Source organism: Streptomyces luomodiensis, assembly GCF_031679605.1.
Classification (GTDB): Bacteria; Actinomycetota; Actinomycetes; order Streptomycetales; family Streptomycetaceae; genus Streptomyces; species Streptomyces luomodiensis.
Genome location: NZ_CP117522.1, coordinates 1270879 through 1289015, shown reverse-complemented (window position 1 = coordinate 1289015; position 18137 = coordinate 1270879). Strand labels below are relative to the sequence as shown.

At 72.8% G+C, this 18137-nt stretch carries 15 protein-coding genes; 5 read left to right on the top strand and 10 right to left on the bottom strand.

All coding sequences use genetic code 11. The features are described from left to right. Nucleotides 1-280 precede the first annotated feature (280 nt). Nucleotides 281-958, top strand: a complete 678-nt coding sequence (locus PS467_RS05235) for an HAD family hydrolase (RefSeq protein ID WP_268970273.1) — start codon at nucleotides 281-283, stop codon at nucleotides 956-958. Nucleotides 959-1000: 42 nt separating this feature from the next. Here PS467_RS05235 and PS467_RS05230 read toward each other — a convergent pair whose 3' ends face one another. The 4 genes from PS467_RS05230 to PS467_RS05215 all read right to left on the bottom strand — a co-directional run bounded on the left by PS467_RS05230 (nucleotide 1001) and on the right by PS467_RS05215 (nucleotide 5080). Then, entirely contained in the window at nucleotides 1001-1525 is a 525-nt protein-coding gene (locus PS467_RS05230) for a hypothetical protein (protein ID WP_311034211.1), read from the bottom strand. 42 nt (nucleotides 1526-1567) lie between these two features. Next, nucleotides 1568-2527, bottom strand: coding sequence for an SCO0930 family lipoprotein (locus PS467_RS05225; protein ID WP_311034210.1), 960 nt, complete (start codon nucleotides 2525-2527; stop codon nucleotides 1568-1570). Nucleotides 2528-2669: 142 nt separating this feature from the next. Next, a complete protein-coding gene (locus PS467_RS05220; RefSeq protein ID WP_311034209.1) occupies nucleotides 2670-4184 on the bottom strand; it encodes an NADH-ubiquinone oxidoreductase-F iron-sulfur binding region domain-containing protein in 1515 nt (504 codons plus the stop codon). Beyond that, the gene (locus PS467_RS05215) at nucleotides 4181-5080 is read right to left on the bottom strand and encodes a ferric reductase-like transmembrane domain-containing protein (RefSeq protein WP_311034208.1); all 900 of its coding nucleotides are present in this window, start codon (nucleotides 5078-5080) and stop codon (nucleotides 4181-4183) included. The genes PS467_RS05220 and PS467_RS05215 overlap by 4 nt, the downstream gene beginning before the upstream one ends. Before the next feature lie 341 nt (nucleotides 5081-5421). On the opposite strand from PS467_RS05215, the gene PS467_RS05210 reads away from it, so the two are divergent. Then, nucleotides 5422-6603: a PucR family transcriptional regulator gene (locus PS467_RS05210; RefSeq protein WP_432280541.1), complete on the top strand. Its 1182-nt coding sequence runs from the start codon at nucleotides 5422-5424 to the stop codon at nucleotides 6601-6603. Between the two features lie 219 nt (nucleotides 6604-6822). Here the strand turns inward: PS467_RS05210 and PS467_RS05205 are convergent, their stop codons facing one another. The 3 genes from PS467_RS05205 to PS467_RS05195 form a co-directional block, all read right to left on the bottom strand. After that, nucleotides 6823-8292, bottom strand: a complete 1470-nt coding sequence (locus tag PS467_RS05205; RefSeq protein WP_311034206.1) for a DUF1996 domain-containing protein — start codon at nucleotides 8290-8292, stop codon at nucleotides 6823-6825. A gap of 20 nt (nucleotides 8293-8312) precedes the next feature. Further along, entirely contained in the window at nucleotides 8313-8954 is a 642-nt protein-coding gene (locus tag PS467_RS05200; protein ID WP_311034205.1) for a DUF4142 domain-containing protein, read from the bottom strand. A 321-nt stretch (nucleotides 8955-9275) separates the two neighbouring features. Then, nucleotides 9276-12215 carry an AfsR/SARP family transcriptional regulator gene (locus tag PS467_RS05195; RefSeq protein ID WP_311034204.1) on the bottom strand — a complete coding sequence of 980 codons (2940 nt, stop codon included), beginning with the start codon at nucleotides 12213-12215 and terminating at the stop codon, nucleotides 9276-9278. Between the two features lie 156 nt (nucleotides 12216-12371). Here PS467_RS05195 and PS467_RS05190 point away from each other — a divergent pair, with 156 nt between their 5' ends. Both PS467_RS05190 and PS467_RS05185 read left to right on the top strand, forming a co-directional pair. Then, nucleotides 12372-12890, top strand: coding sequence for a sigma-70 family RNA polymerase sigma factor (locus PS467_RS05190; RefSeq protein WP_311034203.1), 519 nt, complete (start codon nucleotides 12372-12374; stop codon nucleotides 12888-12890). 99 nt (nucleotides 12891-12989) lie between these two features. Further along, nucleotides 12990-14945 (top strand): DUF2264 domain-containing protein, encoded by a 1956-nt coding sequence (locus PS467_RS05185; protein ID WP_311034202.1) that lies wholly within the window; start codon nucleotides 12990-12992, stop codon nucleotides 14943-14945. 108 nt (nucleotides 14946-15053) lie between these two features. Here the strand turns inward: PS467_RS05185 and PS467_RS05180 are convergent, their stop codons facing one another. From PS467_RS05180 to PS467_RS05170, 3 genes are all read right to left on the bottom strand, one after another. Beyond that, nucleotides 15054-15878: a lysophospholipid acyltransferase family protein gene (locus tag PS467_RS05180; RefSeq protein ID WP_311034201.1), complete on the bottom strand. Its 825-nt coding sequence runs from the start codon at nucleotides 15876-15878 to the stop codon at nucleotides 15054-15056. Between the two features lie 20 nt (nucleotides 15879-15898). After that, nucleotides 15899-16666: a GNAT family N-acetyltransferase gene (locus tag PS467_RS05175; protein ID WP_432280540.1), complete on the bottom strand. Its 768-nt coding sequence runs from the start codon at nucleotides 16664-16666 to the stop codon at nucleotides 15899-15901. Nucleotides 16667-16894: 228 nt separating this feature from the next. After that, nucleotides 16895-17590 (bottom strand): peptide deformylase, encoded by a 696-nt coding sequence (locus tag PS467_RS05170; protein ID WP_311034200.1) that lies wholly within the window; start codon nucleotides 17588-17590, stop codon nucleotides 16895-16897. A 203-nt stretch (nucleotides 17591-17793) separates the two neighbouring features. On the opposite strand from PS467_RS05170, the gene PS467_RS05165 reads away from it, so the two are divergent. Next, nucleotides 17794-18132 (top strand): DUF8129 domain-containing protein, encoded by a 339-nt coding sequence (locus tag PS467_RS05165; RefSeq protein WP_311034199.1) that lies wholly within the window; start codon nucleotides 17794-17796, stop codon nucleotides 18130-18132. The last annotated feature ends 5 nt before the right edge of the window (nucleotides 18133-18137 follow it).

The window sequence follows — 18137 nt, the reverse complement described above, 5'->3', positions numbered from 1 at the left end:
GCGCTGTGCGACGAACTCTTTGGCGACGAACAGGCCGACCGACGAACAGCCTGACCGACGAACAAAACGCCGACACTCAGTGACCTCTTGCTTACTGCGGGTCATCTAACTAACGTAGTGATCGTTATGTTTCGGGCAGGCGAGACTCTCGGCCTGTACGACAGCAGCGGTCGGCGCACAGCGCCCTTCTGAGCCGCCAGGTCATTTCCACCGCACGGCTCCCCGCAGGTACAGGTATCTCCTGCGCCGATTCCTCCACCTCCCATGGAACGGCAGACAGATGACAGCCGAAAAGCTTCTCGGATGGACCCCAGCCGCCATCGTCTTCGACTGCGACGGCACCCTGATGGATTCCGAACGACACTGGGAAGAGGCGCGCGAAGTGGTGCTCAGAAACCACGGAACCGCCCCCGACGAGGAATTCGCCCGGCGCACGAAGGGGCTCCACTACACCGAATGCGGCCGTATGCTGGCCGAATTCGCCGGGCGCCCCGAACTCGCCGACCAGATGACCGGACAACTCCTGGACGCCTTCCGCCGGTTGGTGGCCGACGACCCGGTCACCATGCCGGGGGCGCCCCAACTGGTCGCCAAGGCGGCGGCCTTCGCGCCGCTGGCCGTGGCCAGCAACTGCCCGCGGGACGTCGTGGAGGACGGGCTCGCCAAGGCCGGGCTGCTGCGGTACTTCGGCCATGTGCTGGTCCCCGAGGGGGAGGTGCGGCCCAAGCCGTACCCGGATGTCTATCTGGAGGCCGCCCGGCTGTGCGGGGCGGCCCCCGAGGACGCCCTGGCGGTGGAGGACTCCCACTGCGGGTTTCTGTCCGCCTCGCGCGCCGGGCTGAGGGTGCTCGGCGTCGGACCGCGGAAACCGCTGGACGAGCCCCCTCCGGTCGACGCGTGGGTCCCCACCCTCGCCGATCCGGGGCTGGTCAAGTGGGCGGATTCGCACGCGGCCTGACCAGCCGGTAGGCGCCCATCGCCTGGTCGGCGGGCGCTCAGGTCACTTCTCGCCGTCGTGCCCGGAGTGGCCCGACGAGCCGTCCGGTCTTCCCATCCCGTCCATCGCGCTCCCCGGGTTCCCGCCGTGGGATCCGTCGTGGGACATGGACATCCCCTTCTCGAGGGACCCGCCGATCTTCTGGCGCAGGGGCTCCAGCGAGCCCATGGACAGACCGGTGACCGACCAGCGCTTGCCGACCAGGTATATGCCCCCGTAGTCCTTCGACGTGGCCAGCCAGTCACGCTGCCCCTTGTCGGTGGCGAAGGTGACCATCGTGAACCGTTTCCCACCGGACCCGCAGGCGCCCTGGCGCAGCTCCTCCGCCTCGGTGATGACCGTGGCCTCGCAGCCGATGGCGTCGGCGATCTTCGTCAGCGGCGCCGGGGTGCCGGGCTCGGCGAACGCCTTGGCGAGGGGGGAGGTCTCCGTCCGCTCGTGCGCGGTGCCGTGTGCCCCGCCGCCACCGCAACCGCCCAGAACCAGCAAGGCGGCGCAGACGGTGGTGGCACGGAGTGCGAGTGACACATCAACCTCCCGGTGGAAGTGGGGCGGTCCGGACCCGGATCGTTACCGGCCGGCCTTCTTGCCCTTGTCGGTGACCGCGAACCAGGTGCCCTTCACACCCTGGCCATTGATGTCACCCGGCTTCTCGTCCCCGGTGAAGGTGTAGAGCAGCCAGCAGTCGAACGCCGCCTGCCGGGTGCCGTCGGGGCGCTTGAACGAGGTGACCTTCGCGGCGTCGACCCCGGCGACCTTGGTGGTGTCCACGGCCTTGACCGGCTTCCAGGTGTCCAGGCAGGCACCGAGGCAACCGGTCTTCATCGGCCAGGCGCTGTCCTTGTCGAACCGGTAGACGGTCATGCCGTCGCCGTCCACGATGACCTTGCCGAGTTCGGCGTCGTTCCTGACCATCAGCTGGAGGCTGTCGTCCGTGGCCGCGGCCTTGCCGGCCGGTTTGCCGTCGGGCGCCAGCGCGTTCCACGTACCGCCCACGCCCTGGCCCTTGGTGTCGCCCGGCTCGGTGTCGCCCGCGAAGCGGTAGACCGGCCAGCCCGCCAGCGTCAGCTGTTTGCTGCCGTCGGAGCGGGTGACCGAGCCGAGTGCGCCGGAGTCGATACCGGCGGTGGCCGTGGCGTCGTCCGCGGGCACCGCGGGCCACTTGGTGGCGCAGTCGTCGTTGCAGGCGGACTTGGCCGGCTTGGGGGTGTCCTCGTCGAACCGGTAGAGCGTCCAGCCCTCGCTGTCGGTGACGAACGAGCCGAGCTCGGCGTTCTTCTCGACCGTCAACCGCTTCGCGGGCCCGGTGCGCGTGGCCTCGTCACCCGCGCCGGCGCCGATGTCGCCGGCCGCCGCACCCGCCCCCGCACCCGGCGACGCGGAGGCCCCCGCACCCACGGTCTGACTGCCACCCGCCGGCTGCACGTTGGCGCTGCCCGCCGTGTTGTCCTCGCCGCTGCCGCACGCCGCCGTCAGCAGAACCATCGCTACCGACACCCCGGCGTAGGCGATGTGACGCCGCTTCTCCATGACCATTCCTCTGCAGTCTCGACCGGTCCGGCGGTGATCACGCCGACGCCATGTGCATACGGAGCCCGCGCCGGCCGGCACTCAGCGGCCGCGGAATTTGTCACCGGACGCACAAACCGCAGGAGTGTGCGTCGCCCTGTCGCTACTCCTCGATGCGCAGCGCCAGGGCGGGGCAGCGGCGGACCGCGCGGACCGCCTGCGCACGCAGCTGCCGGGGCACATCCATCGTGGCCGAGGCCGGATAGCCGTCGATCCCGAGCGTCAGCACCTCGGGCGGCAGGATGTCCGCGCACAGCCCATGGCCCTGGCACAGCGACCAGTCCACCAGGAGCTTCTCCGTCGGCCCCCGCTGGGGCCGCCGGTCGCGCGCCGCGGGGCCCGACGGGGCGGACGGCGGCGCGGACGGTGGCGCGTCCGGTGGCAGCGGCAGCACCCCCACCGTCGGCCGTCCGCAGCCGGTGCCGCGCGCATGGGCCTCGAACTCCTCCGGGAACACGTCCAGCGCGGTGGCCACGAAACCGGCGGTGCCATCGGGATGGCCGCACGCCCCGCGCTTGCGCACCGAGGTGACGTAGGCGCGCACCTTGTCGATCGCGGACTGGCCGCCCCCGCGCTCCACCTGGCCGAGGGCGTCCGCGAGCGCCGGCAGCCCGATGAAGCAGGGCCCGCACTGACCGGCCGTCTCGGCGGCCAGCCAGCGCGCCACCCGCGCGGTCTCACCCAGCGGGCAGGTGTTCTCGGGGATGGGCAGCACCGCCCCGGCGCCCAGCCGGGCGCCGTACGTCTGCATGGACTCCCGGGAGATGGTGGCGGCGTTGATGCTCCCCGGGGCCAGCCACTTGCCGTGATAGCCGCCCACCAGGACCGCCTGCCCGGGGGTGAGGCCGCACAGCTCCAGGATGTAGGTCAGTGGCACTCCGGTGGGCGTCTCCATCACATACGTGCCACCGACCGTCAGCAGCGTCGTGCCCGGTTCGGTGGGCAGTCCCACCGAGCGGTACGGCAGGGCGCCCATCCGCGCCGCCACGGCGAGCTGGGCGAAGGTCTCGGTGTTGGACAGCAGGGTGGGCAGACCGCCGAGCCCGCTGTCGCTGGTCCGGATCTTCCGGCCGTTGGGGATGGCCGGGGCGCCGCTGATGCCGTTGATGACGGCGCCGCCCTCACCGGCGACGAACCGGTCCGGGGTGCGGTTCACCGAGACCGGGACCCCGCTGGGACCGCGCTCGGCGATCGCGGCGGCCAGGGACTCCTCGACATCCGGGCGGTGCACCGCGATGGCGACCTCCTCGGCGCCGATCGCCTCGGCGGCCAGTACGGCGCCGTCGATCACCAGATGCGGGGTGTGCAGCAGCAGCGCGGTGTCCTTGAGGCAACTGGGCTCCCCCTCACTGCCGTTGACCACGACGGCGCAGCGGCCCTCGCGCCGGCCGGCCGACTCGACAACGGCCGAGACCTTCTTGGCGAAGGGGAAACCGGCCCCGCCGCGCCCGCGCAGATCGATGTTCTCCGCGAGCGCCACGAGTTCGTCCGCCCGCAGGGCCGGCATGGTGCCGTGCACGGTCAGATGGCCGACCCGGTCCAGCCGGTACACCTCGTCGAGCCCGGCCAGCAGCCGGGGCGGATCGACACAGGCGAGTCCGGGTTTTGTCGTGATCACCGGCCCCACCCGCGCGAGGCGCCGAGCGGCCGGCCCGCACGCCGCCCGGATGCGGCCGGGCGGGGGCGCGGCACGGTGGGGTCGGCCCGCCGGGGACCGGCCGCCCGCATGCTGCGGGCGGGAGGGTTCCTGACCTCGATGCCGTCCGCCCGGTCGATGTCCTGGCGCCGCCGGGTCACCAGCCGCAGCCACAGCGCGACGGCGACACCGGCCAGGGCCGCGAGGTAGCCGTAGGTCGCCCAGGTCTTGGCGGCACGCCCCGCCTTCAGCCCGTGGATCAGCGCCGCGCACCACGCGGGGTAGGCGCCCACGTGCAGCGCCCGCCACCAGCGGTACCGCCAGCGGGAGTGGCCCGCAGAGGCGAACGAACCGCGCACCGCACCGGTCACCGCCGCGATCACGAACAAATAGCCCGCGATGGTGCCGAGTCCGATCAGCACCGGCTGATTTGCGTCAGCGAACGGCAGCGCGACGGTCGTGGCGTCGGTGTGGCTCTCCGCGATCTTGACCCAGATGTGAAGGACCAGGAACAGCAGACCGGCGACCGCGGCCGCCCGGTGGATGGCCTGGGCGATCAGTCGCTGGTGGGTGTGCAGGATCAGCTGGTCGGTCGCGGCGAGCCCCCACAGCACCGCCGATGTCAGGCAGACCAGCGCGAGCACCCCCGCGCCGAAGTCCAGGAACGCGAAGGTCTGGGAGAACGCGCCGGCGTCCCACGCCACGTACAGGGACAGCGCGACGGTGCCGATAATGGCGTAGATCCGGACATCGCGCGGCCATCCGAGCCCGGATGGATCACGCTGCTGAGTCCGGCGAGCGGCTCGTCGTCCGCCACGGGCCCGGCGTCCCCCGTGGCGCCCCTGCGGGGAGGGGAGCGGCGTTTGGGACATGGACATGGGAGCCTCCCGATCGCGCGGATTCGCGCGGGTGACGAGATACGTCAACGTCGTCTTGGGGGCAGCAGCTTCTCGGAAGTACACATGATCTCCATAAGATTTGTCGTAACGTGACAACTTCTCGTGGACGCACCGTGCTCACCCCGTCCCCGGCTGATCCACTGTCATCACCATGGCAAAGATCCAGCAAAGTGCCGGGACCGGGAGGGGGTGGGTTCCTCTATGACGTAGCGGAGGACCCTCGACTCCCGACCGGTACTGGACGAACCGGTGACGGAGACAACCTCCACGGACCTGGCCGACCCCCAACGGCCAGGTCTCCCCCCGGCAAGAACGAGGTAATGATGGGCGAACTCGTGAACCGCATCCGGTCCCGCCCCCGTGGCGAGTGGACCCGCGTTCCGCGCAACGAACTCCCCTCCCTGGCCGACGAGTTGATTGAGAGCCTTCGGCACGGAATTCCGGGATTCGCCGCACTTCTGGAGAACTTAGGGCGAGACAAGGTCCGACGGGGAGTCGAGCAGGCTCTCCTGACGGCACTCGGCCACCGCACGGCGGGCGAGGACAGGACCGGCCAGGACGGCGCCTGCGCAGAGGCGCTGGCCGAGGTGCCGCCCGAGCGGGCCCGGCGCGACCTCTTCGAGGCCCTCATCGGTGAGGTGGCGGTCTCCGAGCGCACCCTGATGGAGCTCTCCCGGGCCGCCCGGTGGCCGCTTCCCGAGACGGTGCTGGCCATCGCCCTGCCCACGCCGGGCGAGGCACCGCAGCCGGCCGCCGTGCTGGGAGACACCCTCATCGGCGCGGTCGGCGACGAGCTGTGCCTGCTGATCCCCGACCCGGACACCGACCCGGGACCCGCCCCGGACCCTGCCACCGCCACCGCCACCGCCCAGGAAGGCGACCGGGAAGGCGACCGGGACCCGGAGCGGGACGTTTCCGCCGAGCCCGGCACCCGGGCGGCGCTGGAGACCGCGCTGCGCGGCCGCACCGCGGCCGTGGGCCATGTGGTGCCGCTGGGTGACGTGGCCTCGTCGGTGCGGTGGGCACGGCGCCTGCTGGCCCTGGCACCCGCCCGCTCGGGCCCCGAGGCCCGGGTGCTCTTCGTCGACGACCATCTGTCGATGCTGCTGCTCCTCCAGGACGAGTCACTGGTCCGGGCGCTGGCCGCGCGGTGGCTCAAACCGCTGGCCGGGCTGACCCCCCGGCAGAGCGAACGCCTCCAGATGACGCTGCTGGCCTGGCTGGAGGGCGGCGGCGCGCCCGAGGCGGCCAAGGCCCTCAAGGTGCATCCGCAGACCGTGCGGTACCGGCTGCGCCAGATCGAGAAGCTCTTCGGGCCGGGCCTGCGCGACCCCCGCATACGCTTCGAGCTGGAGATGGCGTTGCGCGGCCGCAGGCTGATGGCGCAGATGGACCGGATACGGCGCCACGCGTCCCGGGTGAGCCGCCGGGTCCGCACCGGTGCGCCCCCCGGCGTCCGGCCGCTGGGCATCGCCCGGGAGGCACGCGTGAACGGACTCTGACCGGTAACACGACGAACCGCCGGCCGCGCTCGCGCGGCCGGCGGTTCGCGTCGTCGACGAGGGCCGGCGGATCGCCCGCGAGGGGGCGGCGGTTGGTTCAGCCTCCCGTCCCGGCGGGCGACGCCCCCCGCGGGGCCGGCCCGGTGGCAGCGCGGCGCGCGCCGGCCTCCCGGCCGGCGCGCGCCTGGTGATCCTGGTGTTCCTGGTGATCCTGGTCCATCAGCCGCACTGCTTGCCGCGGTTGATGCAGTCCACCGCCTTGTTCATCAGGTCGTCCGGCATCACGTTGATGAAGTCGTCGTGGTCGGTGATGGGCTTGTGCAACTGCTCGGGGAAGCCGTCCACGGCGTACGGGGTGTTGGCCGGCACGTCGTAGGTGATCGTGTTCACCAGCTGGGGGATGGCCTGGAAGCCGTCGGGGCAGGAGCCGTCCTCAGCGGCGAAGGCCACGTGGTCACGGTGGTTGGCGCTGTCGATGTTCTTGCCGTCCCAGCAGCTCTGGAAGTCGAAGGTGCGGGTGACGGAGCTGCCTTCGGGGCAGAGCGGGTACTTGTCGGTCAGCTGCCGGTCCTCGAAGCCGGTGCAGCTCCAGGAGGCGTTGGCGTTGGCGTCGCCGTTGGTGAACGCCTTGGCGTCACCGGTGATGATCCGCAGGAACTTCGGCATCGCCGTGACCTTGCTCCGCGGGTTGCCCCGGAACTCGAGCGTGGAGCTCTTGGGGGTCAGGATCGTGCCGACGTTGCCTTCCTGCCCGCCGCCGAGCTGATCGGCGTCCGCCTCGTTCGTACCGTCCTGGGCGCGCAGGACCGGCCAGTAGTAGGTCGACTTGTCGCCGTTGGCGCAGGAGGTGCCCGCCTGCTCGAAGGTCCGGTTGTCGGCGAAGGCGCTGTTGCTGTCGTTGCCCACGTAGTCGTGCATGTGGTGGGCGCCATTGCCCACTCCGGGGGCGACGATGACGTTGTCGCTGTTGCGCAGGGCCGGGTCGCCGACGCCGCAGTCGGAGGTGAAGGTGCCGGTGGAGCCGTTCTTCCGGGCCCGCGGCGGCTCCTGGACGTTCGGCCGCACCTGGGTGATGTCGACGAAGTCGTCCTGCGAGGGCCCGTTGCCCGCCTGGCCGCCCGCGTTGCCGGGCACCTCGTTGGCGCCCTCGCCGCCCTGCCCGTCGCCGCCCTGCCCGTCGCCGCCTTGCTGGTCGCCGCCCTGCCCGCCGCGCCCGCCGCCCGGCCGGCCGAACCGGCCCTTGCCGCCCGTGGTCGTGGCGACCTCCTGCCAGGTGCAGTCGGTCATCCCCCGGAGCTGGGTGTTGTCGCCGCCCATGGCCGAGCCGATGTCGTCCAGTGTCCGGGAGCGCTCGTCGTTGAGCCGGGAGAGCACCGCCTGGCTCGAACCGCGCTGCCGGTTCATCCGCTGGTACGCGGTGGCCACCTGGTTGTCCAGCTCGGCCAGGTTCTTGTCGACCTCGGGCCTGGCCTTGGCCGGCACGTGGCTCAGTTTCTGGCCCACATCGGGGCACTGGATCGTCCCCGCCCGCGCGGACACGGTGGTGTTCCGGCCGGAGCCGCCCCTGTCGCCATGGGCCGACGCGTTCGCGGCGACGATCGCTGCCCCGCCGCCACCGAGCGCCAGAGCGGCGACGACGGCGACGGTCTTGTTGGTGAACCGCCCGCGTTTGTGGGTTCGTTGCCTCATGAGATCACTTCACTTAGTCGTTAGAGGGCGTCGAAGTCGACGAGCCCGGTGTCCTCGAGGACCGTGATGTGGTCGAGAACGATGGCATTGGCCCTGGTGGCCAGAGATCTGACCATGGAGTTGCGGCTTTCGGCGCGCACCTGCGCCACGAGGTTGAACACCTTGCCGTGGGCGGCGCGCAACCGGTTGGCGAACACCCGCTCGAACTCGGCGCTGCTGCCGGCGTCTGTCATCTCGTCCAGCCAGCCCTGCTGCTGCGCGTTGGGCTGAGTGGGCAGCTGGATGCCGAGCGCCCGGCCGACCTCCTCGGACCGGCGGTCGAGTTCGGTGTGTCCCTCGATGAGATGCTCACCGGCGGTCTTCACGGCGTCCCGGTCGCCCCGCTCCTGCGCGAGGCGCCCCGCCGGGAGCTCCCATGTGCCGGCGAGCCTGACCTTGCGGACGAAGTCCCGGTCAGTGGCCGTCAGCGGTCCGTACTGCGTGCTGACCGTCCCCCCGCCGTCGTCCGTGACGCCGTTGCGCGGCACGGCGGCGCTGCTCTCGCCGAACAGCGACACCGGGACGAGGATCGCCGCCAGGGTGACGGCGAGCGCACCGATGATGAGACCGGTGCCGATGGTACGGCTGGAGGCGATGTATCTGGTGAGGTTTGCGGATCGCACAGCGCCCTCCTTGGTTCGGAGTGACACCGGACGCTAGTGCCTTGTGTGGCCTGGTCGTGGAGACCTCATCACCAGTGAATAAAGCCGGGACAGAGATCATTGATCGCTGGTACTCTGCGCGGCCGCCGTCCGGAGGACCGTACGGAGGGCCGTACGGTTTTTTCCACGCCCGGTTGAGCAATGCGCCGGGCGCGTCCGTACGACAGGGAGAACCCGGTACACGGCCGGGCCCCGAGCGGGCCGGTCGCACACCGTCCCGACGATCCGTAAGGCCCCCGCCGTGGCCGCGACAGCGAGGAACACCACGCCCCCCAGACCCCGTCATCCGCCGCGCGCCGGGGCCGGATGCGGCCACTGCCGGTACTGCCGCAGTTTGCCGCCGAGGATCCGGGCATCGGGGTGGTTCAGCTCCTGGAGGATCTCCAGGGCCAGCCGCCAGTCGGCGAGGGCGGTGGCCAGGTCGCCCTGGGCCAGCCGGGTGTCCCCCTGGTGGGTCAGGGTGTCGGCCTCCAGATACCGGTCGCTGATCTCGCGGTAGATGGCGACCGCCCGACGGTAGGAGGTGAGGGCGTGCTCATACCGGCCCATGTGGTGGTACGCGTATCCCACGCTGTCCAGCGCGGCGGCCTCGCCGGCCGAGTCACCGATCCGCCGGTGCAGTTCGACCGCCTGCCGGCAGTGGGTCAGGGCGCGCTCGTACGCACCGCGGAGAATATGGGTCCAGCCGATCTCATTGAGCACACTGGCCTGACCACTGAGGTGTGCCGAGGCGCGGTAGTGGTCGAGCGCGGGCCCGTAGTGGTCCAGCGCCCGCTGGTGGCGGCCGCGGGCGTTGGCCAGAAAGGCCATGGCGCGCAGGGTGCGGGCCCGGCCGTCCCCCTCGCCGAGCTTCCCGAACAGCTCCAGGGCCCGCTCCAGATGGCCGTCCGCCTCGTCGTACCGGCCCAGCCGCCCCTCGGCGAACCCCAGGGTGCGGTGGGTGTGCGCCTGGCCGAGCCGGTCGGACAGGGCGCGGGCCGCCCCCAGCGCGGTGCGCTGGATGGCGGTCTGCTCCTGCCAGTGGCCGCGCCGGTCCAGGAAGAGCTCCAGCGTCACGGCCAACTGCCAGGCGTGGCGGGGGAATTGGTGATCCCGTGCGTGCTCGACGGCCGACAGCAGAACGGTCCGCTCGGCCGCGAGCCATGCCTCGGCCCGGTCCTGGCCGTCGAGGTGCTCGGGTGCGGCGTCGGGCCGGGGCGGGGACAGGGGCAAGGGTTCGGTCCGGTGCGGGGCGAGCAGCGTGGCGGCGGTGCGCGCGGTGTGCAGATAGTGGTCGAACATGCGGTGCCGGGCGGCCCGGCGGGTCTCGTCCGTGTCGTGGTCCTGGACGAGCTCCATGGCGTAGGCGCGCAGCAGGTCGTGGCAGGTGTAGCGGCCCGGGGCGTGCTCGGCCAGCAGATGGGCGCCGGTGAGCGTGGCCAGCAGGGCCCGGGTGGCGCGGAGCGGGCGTCCGGCCACGCTCGCGGCCGCCGCCGTGGAGACATCCGGGCCAGGATGCAGGGCCAGCAGCCGGAACAGCCGGGCGGCCTCCGGGTCCAGGGCCCGGTAGGACCAGGAGAAGACGGTCCGTGCGTCGGTGTGCGGATCGGCGCCCGCGAACGCGTCGAGGTTTCCCCGGCTTGCGAGCAGCTCCGCGGCGACGGAAGAAAGGGGAAAGGACGGACGGGTCGCGGCACGGGCGGCCACCACCGCCAGTGCGAGCGGCAGCCGCCCGCACAGCTGGACGATGGTCGCCACGGCCCGTGGCTCCGCGCCGACCCGGTCCGCGCCCAGCCGCCGGGCCAGCGCCTCATGGGACTCGGCGGCGGACAGCGGGCCCAGAGTAAGGGGACGGGCCCCCTCGCTCGCGATCAGACCGTGGAGTTGATTGCGGCTGGTGACGATGGTCAGACAGCCGGGGGAGCCGGGCAGCAGTGGCCGGACGTGGCTGGAGTCCACCACATTGTCCAGCAGGACCAGCGTCCGCCGCCCCGCCAGCAGACTGCGGTACAGCGCGGTCTTGGCGTCCAGGTCCGCGGGCACCCGGTTCGGCGGAATCCCCAGGGCGTGCAGGAACGTCCGCAGCGCCTCGTTCGGCGACATCATCGAACCGGCCGGATCGAAGCCGCGCAGATTGGCGTAGAGCTGTCCGTCCGGAAAACGGTGGGCGATGCGGTGGGCCCAGTGCACGGCCAGCGTGGTCTTGCCGACCCCGGCCATCCCGTCGATCGCGCTGATCACCAAGGGAGCCGGTGACCCGCTCTCGGCGCCCTCGGGCAGCAGGGCGTGGATGTCGGCGAGTTCGGCCCGCCGTCCGCTGAACGCCGTGAGATCGGGCGGCAGTTGGGCGGGCCGCACGGCCGGGGCGGCCGGCGCCGTCGGACGGCTCGGCTCGGCGGGATGACTCGGCTCGGCGGGATGGCTCGGCCCGGCCATAGGGCCCGGCGCCCCCGGATGGCCCGGCTCGGCCGGCGCGAGGGGGACCGCTGGGGCCGACCGGGACAGCAGCCGGCGGTGGGCGGCGCGCAGTTCGGGGCCGGGGGCCACGCCGAGCTGCTCCGCCAGCCCGTCCCGTGCGGCCGCGAAGACCTCCAGCGCCTCGGCCCGCCGTCCGGTGGCGGCGAGCACCCGGATCAGCTGGGCCTGAAGGGTCTCGTCCAGTGCGTGGTGGGCGGCGAACTGCTGGAGGACGGCGGGCAGCCGCTGCGGGACCTCGGAGTCCAGCGCCGTCGTGGCGGCCTCCTTGGCGACGGCCAGAAGTTCGCGGTCGACACCGGAAAAGACCGGATGTGCCTGGATGTCGGCGGGAACCCCGGTGGCGGTCGGCCCCCGCCACAGGGCGAGCGCCTGGGTGAAGAGACCGGCCGCCCGCTCCGGTGCCCCCGCGGCGGCGGTGCGCCGGGCCGTTTCGCTCAGCTGCCGGAAGCGCAGCAGATCCAGCGTGTCCGGCTCCGTGTTCAGCCGGTAGCCGCCGGAGCTGCGCACCAGCCGGCTGCCCTCGGTCCGGGCCGGCAGACCGGGTTCCAGCAGCCGGCGCACCGACCCCACATGGCGGTGCACCACGTTCACCGCGGTGCTCGGCGGAGCCTGCGCCCAGAGCACGTCGACGATCTCGCTGAGCGCCACCGGTTGTCCCGCCCGCACCAGCAACAACGCCAGCAGCGCTCGCTGCTTGGGCGGCCCCAGCTCCAGTTCGGCGTCCGCACGCCACGCCCTGACCGGGCCTAACACCGTAAATCGCACAAGGGGGGATCGTAGTGGAGCCCGTTTCGGGCACGGCGTGCTTCCGGCCGCGGGACGGCGTCAGTCTTTCGTCACTCAATCGGCGTCGTGCCCCTTTTACTCTCGCGCCACCGACGCATCAACCCCGGGGGGACGATGAACATCCGTGTGGCGGCCATGACGACCGACGCCGACACGTCGTTACGGACGCTCTACCAACGGCACGGCTCGGCGCTGCACCGCCTGGCCGCCCGGATGCTGGGCGGGGACTGGCACCGGGCCGAGGACATCGTGCAGGAGGTGGCCATCCGCGCCTGGCAGTGTCCTACGGACATCGGCCCCATGGACGACACCGCCCGATCCCGGCTGCTCGCCGTGGTCGGCGATCTGGTGACCGACGACGACCGGGCCCAGGCGTGGCGGCCGGTGGAGACGGCCGGTGAGGCGGACATGGGGCGGGTGACCGCACCGGACGCGGTCGATCGGACGCTCACCGCCCAGGTGGTGACGGACGCGATGGCCGATCTGACGCCCCGGCAGCGGGAGGTGCTGCTGCACCTGTACTACCTGGGCCACAGCGTCGATCAGGCGGCCCGGGTGCTGGGGGTGCCACCCGGAACCGTCAAATCGCGGTCCTACTACGCGATCCGGGCCCTGCGAACGGCCCTGCGGGCACGTGGCGTCACCACCCGCTGAGCACCACATCGCCGGTCGCGCAGCGCGCCCACCCCGTACGCTCGGGGATGATCCACTGATCGGCGTACCCCGCCCGACCCCCAGGAGGCACACCCCGCCATGCCCGAACTGCCCTTCCCGCTCCCCGCCGAGGACCGCGCCCTCAGCCCCCACACCGGCTACACCCGCGCCCACTGGGAGGCCGTCGCCGACGGTCTGCTGCACGCCGCCCTCCGCTACGCCACCCCCGGCCACGGCCTGATCGACCTCCCCGGCCCCCCGTCGCAGTCCGGTGTGCGCTCCGACGGACTCGAAGGGTTCGCCCGCACCTTCCTCCTCGCCGCCTTACGCGCCGCAGGGTCCTCGGGCAGCGACCCGCACTCCATCCTGGAGCGCTACACCGCCGGGATCGCCCGCGGCACCCTCGCCCCCGGACGGGACGACGCCGAGTCCTGGCCGGTGATCGGCCATTTCCCCGCCCACGGCCAGCCCATGGTGGAGTCCGCGTCCGTGGCCCTGGGCCTGCGGCTGACCGCGCCGTGGACCTGGCAGGCCCTGTCGTCCGACGCCCAGGACCGCACCGAGGAGTGGCTGCGCGGCGCGCTCCGCCACCAGCCCGCCCCCAACAACTGGTACCTCTTCCCCCTCACCGTCGCCGGTTTCCTGGAGTCCGTCGGCCGCGGTGACACCGAGACGGCCCGCGCCATCGAGCGGGGGCTCGACCTCCTGGAGGGCTGGTACCGGGGCCAGGGCTGGTACTCCGACGGCGACGCCCGGTCGTTCGACCACTACAACGGCTGGGCGCTGCACATGTATCCGCTGCTCCACGCCCATCTCGCCGCCGACGGCGCGCTGCTGGACCGGCTCGGCCCCCGGCTGCACACCTTCCTCGAGAGCTTCTCGCTGCTCTTCGACGCCAATGGCGCCCCCATCCACCACGGCCGCTCCCTCACCTACCGCTTCGCCGCCGGCGCCGCGGTGGGCCTCGGCGCCCTCACCGGCCACACCCCCCTCGCCCCCGGCGCCACCCGCCGTGTCCTCAGCGGCGCGCTGCGCCACTTCCTGGACCGTGGCGCGCTGACCCGGGACGGGGTGCTGAGCCTTGGCTGGTACGGGCCGCACGCGGCCACGCTCCAGCGCTACTCCGGGCCCGGCTCGCCCTACTGGGCCTCGAAGGGGTTCCTCGCCCTGCTGCTCCCGCCCGACCACCCGGTGTGGACCGCGCCCGAGGAGGCGGCGCCCGTCGAGGGGCCGGACCGGGCGCTGGCGCTGCCCGCCCCCGGATTCCTCATCCAGACCACGGGACGGGACGGGCTGGTGCGGCTGCACAACCACGGCAGCTACACCTGGGGCGCCGACAGCGCGCCCGACCCCCTCTACGCCCGGCTCGCCTACTCCACCCGCACCGGCCCCACCAGCGCGGACAACACCCCCGACAACCACATCGCCCTCGAGGTGCGCGGAGCGCGCAGCAAGCGGCCGCGCATCCAGCCGCTGGCCGCGGGCCCCGACTGGATCGCCTCCTCCCAGGTCCCGCTGTTCCCCGGCGGTGGCCCCATCCTGCCCTCGGCCCGCATCGACAGCCTCACCCTCGTCCGCGGCCGGCTCGAAGTGCGCGTCCACCGCACCGTGGGCGTCCCCGCCGGAACCCGGATCCACCACAGCGGCTGGGCCGTCGCCCTGCCCCCGGGCACCCCGGCGGAGACCGAGCGGGGCCCCGAGATACGGCTGGCCGGGGAAGAGGTGACCGGCCAGCTCCTCGGACTGCACGGCTGGCAGACCGCCGGCGCGGTCAGGGCGCCGCAGGGCACCGCGTACGGGCCGTGGGCCCTCGTGCCCGAGCTCACCGGCACCGTCGGCGAGGAGCCGGCCGGCCCCGAGGACCCCGCCGGCACCCTCTTCGTGGCACTGGCCTCGCTCACCGGGGAACGCGACCCCGCCCCCCTCGCCGGTCTGGCCACCGCCGAGGTGAAGGGACTCACGGTCACCGTACGGCTGCCGGATGGCGCGGAGGTCGTGGTGGACTTCGGCTCGGGCGACGCGCCCACCGTCACGGAGTCGGACGAGAAGCCGTGACCACATGCGGAAGGGGGCGGGCCCATGGGCCCGCCCCCTTCCGTCGCGCGGTTCGCCGCCGCCGTGCCGGTATGCCCCGGACACCCGGTGTCCGGGGCATACGGACCGTCAGCCGTGCACGGGCAGCCGCGCCCCGCACACGGTGGCCTGCGCCCGCGCGGCCAGGACGCGCCGGTCGTCGGCGGAGTGCACCGGCCGCAGCGGCCGGTGCACGGCCACCCGCACCGTGAGCCCGTCGGCGCGGATCACCCGGCGCAGCGAGGTGCCGAAGTCGTCCTCGCCGACGAAGGCGGCCACCGTGGTCGGGACACCGTGCTGGACGTAGTCCAGCGTCACCGGACGCACCGGCGCGCCCGCGTCCAGCGCGGCCTGGAAGGTGGCCCGCCGGAAGCTGCCGCCCGTCCCCGCACACCAGGTGATGCCCTGCGGGAAGGCCATCACCGACCGGCCCGCGCGCAGCAGCGCCGCCATCTCCCGTACGGTACGGGGGAGTTCGCGCAGCGAGCCGCGGTCGATGTAGAGCGTTCCCGCACGGGTGGCCAGCGGACCGACCAGCGGCCAGCCCGCGATCTCCCGTTTGGCCAGCATGACCACCGGCTCGACCGCGAGCAGCGCGACGATGTCCAGCCAGGAGATGTGGTTCGCTACGACGAGCGTGCCGGTGCCGCCGGGGGCGCTGAGCGTGGTGCCGCCCGCCACCTCCAGCCGGATGCCGAGGGAGTCCAGGACCGCCGCCGCACGGATGCGCAGCGTCTCGGGCTCGGCGATCCGCCGGCCGCACAGCAGCGCGCCCAGCACCGACCGGCCGAAGACCGCGGCCCGCCGGGCGACGCGGGTGGCGGGGACGCGCTGGGCGGCGTGGGTGACACAGCCGGTGGTGCACGGTGACCAGGCCGCCCAGGCGTGCGCGGGCAGAGTCCTCCCGAGTGGCACGGTCCTCCCGAGTGGCACGGTCACCGGGATGCGCCCAGGAAATAGCGTCGGTAGCGGTCGTTCATCCGCTCGGTGTCCAGCAGCACGAAGAAGTCGGCGTCGTTGAAGGCCCGGTCGTGCTGCGGGGAGCCGCACATCCAGGCGCCGATCCGCAGATAGCCGCGGAGCAGCGGCGGCAGCTCGGCGTAGCCGGCCGCGGTGTCCAGCGGCCGCGAGGGGATCCAGGGGTCGTGCGGGTGGACCCGCAGCTCGGGCGGGGCGGCGTGCTTGGTGGTACCGAGCAGCCAGGCGCTCGCGGCGGCCCGCTCGCCCTCGGCCAGCGGGACCGAGGCGCAGCCCGCGAGATAGCGGTGGCCGGACAGCAGGACGTAGCGGGCCAGCCCGGCCCACATGAGGTTGATGACGGCGCCCGAGCGGTGGTCGGCGTGCACACAGGCGCGGCCCGCCTCGACCATGGACGAGCGGACCTCGGCCGGAAGCCCGCGCAGATCGAACTCGGTGTCCGAGTAGAGCCGTTCGCTGCGCCCCGGGGGGAGCAGCCGATAGGTGCCGACCACGGTGTCCGTCGCCGTGTCCGTGACGATCAGGTGGTCCATGACTTCGTCGAACTCGTCCACGTCGCGGCCGTCGACCGCCGTGTCCAGCGTGCCTCCCCGCTCCTCACCGAACACCTGGTAGCGCAGTCGCTGCGCGGCGTGGACCTGCTCCGGGGTGTGGGCGATCGAGGTGACGTACGAGCTGGTGGGCGGCGTTGCGGTGGACGTCGTCAGCACGGGTATTCCGGACATTCCTGTTCTCCGTTCGAGGGACGTCAGGAGCGGTGGGGACTGGGGAACAGCGGAAAAACGCGGGGAGGAACGCGGGAAGAAACGCCTCACTCGCCGGTGCGGTACGCGGAGGCGGCGCGTACCGCCGGCGTTCACCAGTCTTGCCGTGGCGACGTACGTCACAGTGTCCGCGTGGTGATTCGGCGACTGCCAGCCGATGACGAACACATGCCGCGGGTCGGCCCGTGGTTACGGAGCGGTAGCACCCCTGTTGTCGTTGCCGTTGTCGTTGCCGCTGTTGTCGTCGGCGGTGGTCCGGAGTGGGAAGTCCAGCGAGCGGGCCGCGGCGGCGGGGGTGGGCTGGGACCAGTAGTCGCTGACGGCCTGGGCCGAGGACAGGGAACGGGTTTCGGCCAGGTCCAGATAGAGGACGCCGTCGAGGTGGTCGGTCTCGTGCTGGACGATCCGCGCGGGCCAGCCGGTGAACTCCTCGTCCAGCTCCCGTCCGCTCACGTCCTGCCCGCGCAGCCGGATCCGGTCCGGGCGGCTGACCACGGCCTGCCAGCCCGGGATGCTCAGACACCCCTCGAAGAACGCCGCCCGGCCGTCGCCGACCGCTTCGTACACGGGGTTGACCAGCACCCGGTACGGCTGCGGCACCCGGCCGCGCGCCTCCCGCACCTCGGCCGTCACCTCCGCCGGGTCCTCGATCACCGCGAGCCGCAGCGGCACACCGATCTGCGGGGCGGCGAGCCCCACGCCGGGCGCGGAGTGCATCGCCTCCCGCATCGCCGCCAGCAGCCGGTCCAGCTGGTCCGCGGCCAGCTGGCCCTCGTACGGCAGGGCCGGTTGGCGCAGCACGGGGACGCCCGCGGGGATGATCGGCAGCGGGCGGGTCCCGGAGAGCAGTTCGTCGACGAGCTCGGACAGGTCGGTGATCGGCATGGGGACAGCCTGGCAAGACGATCACGCCACGGCAACGCGCCGCGTGCGGCGGGGCAGCGGGGTGGCGGTTCCCTCCCGCCACCGCTCGTCCGTTATGCCGTTTTCGTTCGACGTGTGCGGGTACCCGCTCGACCCTCGGCAGCGGAGACCGGTCCGCGAAGCCACCCGCACACCCATCCGCGGCGGGCCCGGGAGGAGAACGGATGAGCACCCACGACGAACTGCCGCTCGCCGACTACGACCATCTGCCGCTCAGCGCGCTCCAGCACCGCATCCGCAGCCTCGGTGCGGAGCAGCTGGGGCAACTGCTGGAGTACGAGCGCTCCCACGCCGACCGCCTTCCGGTCGTCGAGGTGCTCACGGCGCGCCTGCGCCAGCTGGAGAGCGGCGCCACCCCCTCGCCGGGCGAGCCGGGTGCCGAGCCGCTCCCCGAGCGGCCCTCGCCGCCGCGCGGCGGTTCGCCGGTGACGCCGCAGACGGCGGCCGAGCCGAGCCCCCCGCCGCGCCACGGCCACCCCGACCACCCGGGGCAGACGGAGTGAGGGGC

Coding starts and splice junctions, on each gene's coding strand:
- PS467_RS05235 (WP_268970273.1), top strand. CDS start 281: ATGACAGCCGAAAAGCTTCTCGGATGGACCCCAGCCGCCATCGTCTTC.
- PS467_RS05225 (WP_311034210.1), bottom strand. CDS start 2,527: ATGGAGAAGCGGCGTCACATCGCCTACGCCGGGGTGTCGGTAGCGATG.
- PS467_RS05215 (WP_311034208.1), bottom strand. CDS start 5,080: ATGTCCATGTCCCAAACGCCGCTCCCCTCCCCGCAGGGGCGCCACGGG.
- PS467_RS05210 (WP_432280541.1), top strand. CDS start 5,422: ATGATGGGCGAACTCGTGAACCGCATCCGGTCCCGCCCCCGTGGCGAG.
- PS467_RS05205 (WP_311034206.1), bottom strand. CDS start 8,292: ATGAGGCAACGAACCCACAAACGCGGGCGGTTCACCAACAAGACCGTC.
- PS467_RS05190 (WP_311034203.1), top strand. CDS start 12,372: ATGACGACCGACGCCGACACGTCGTTACGGACGCTCTACCAACGGCAC.
- PS467_RS05185 (WP_311034202.1), top strand. CDS start 12,990: ATGCCCGAACTGCCCTTCCCGCTCCCCGCCGAGGACCGCGCCCTCAGC.
- PS467_RS05175 (WP_432280540.1), bottom strand. CDS start 16,666: ATGTCCGGAATACCCGTGCTGACGACGTCCACCGCAACGCCGCCCACC.
- PS467_RS05170 (WP_311034200.1), bottom strand. CDS start 17,590: ATGCCGATCACCGACCTGTCCGAGCTCGTCGACGAACTGCTCTCCGGG.
- PS467_RS05165 (WP_311034199.1), top strand. CDS start 17,794: ATGAGCACCCACGACGAACTGCCGCTCGCCGACTACGACCATCTGCCG.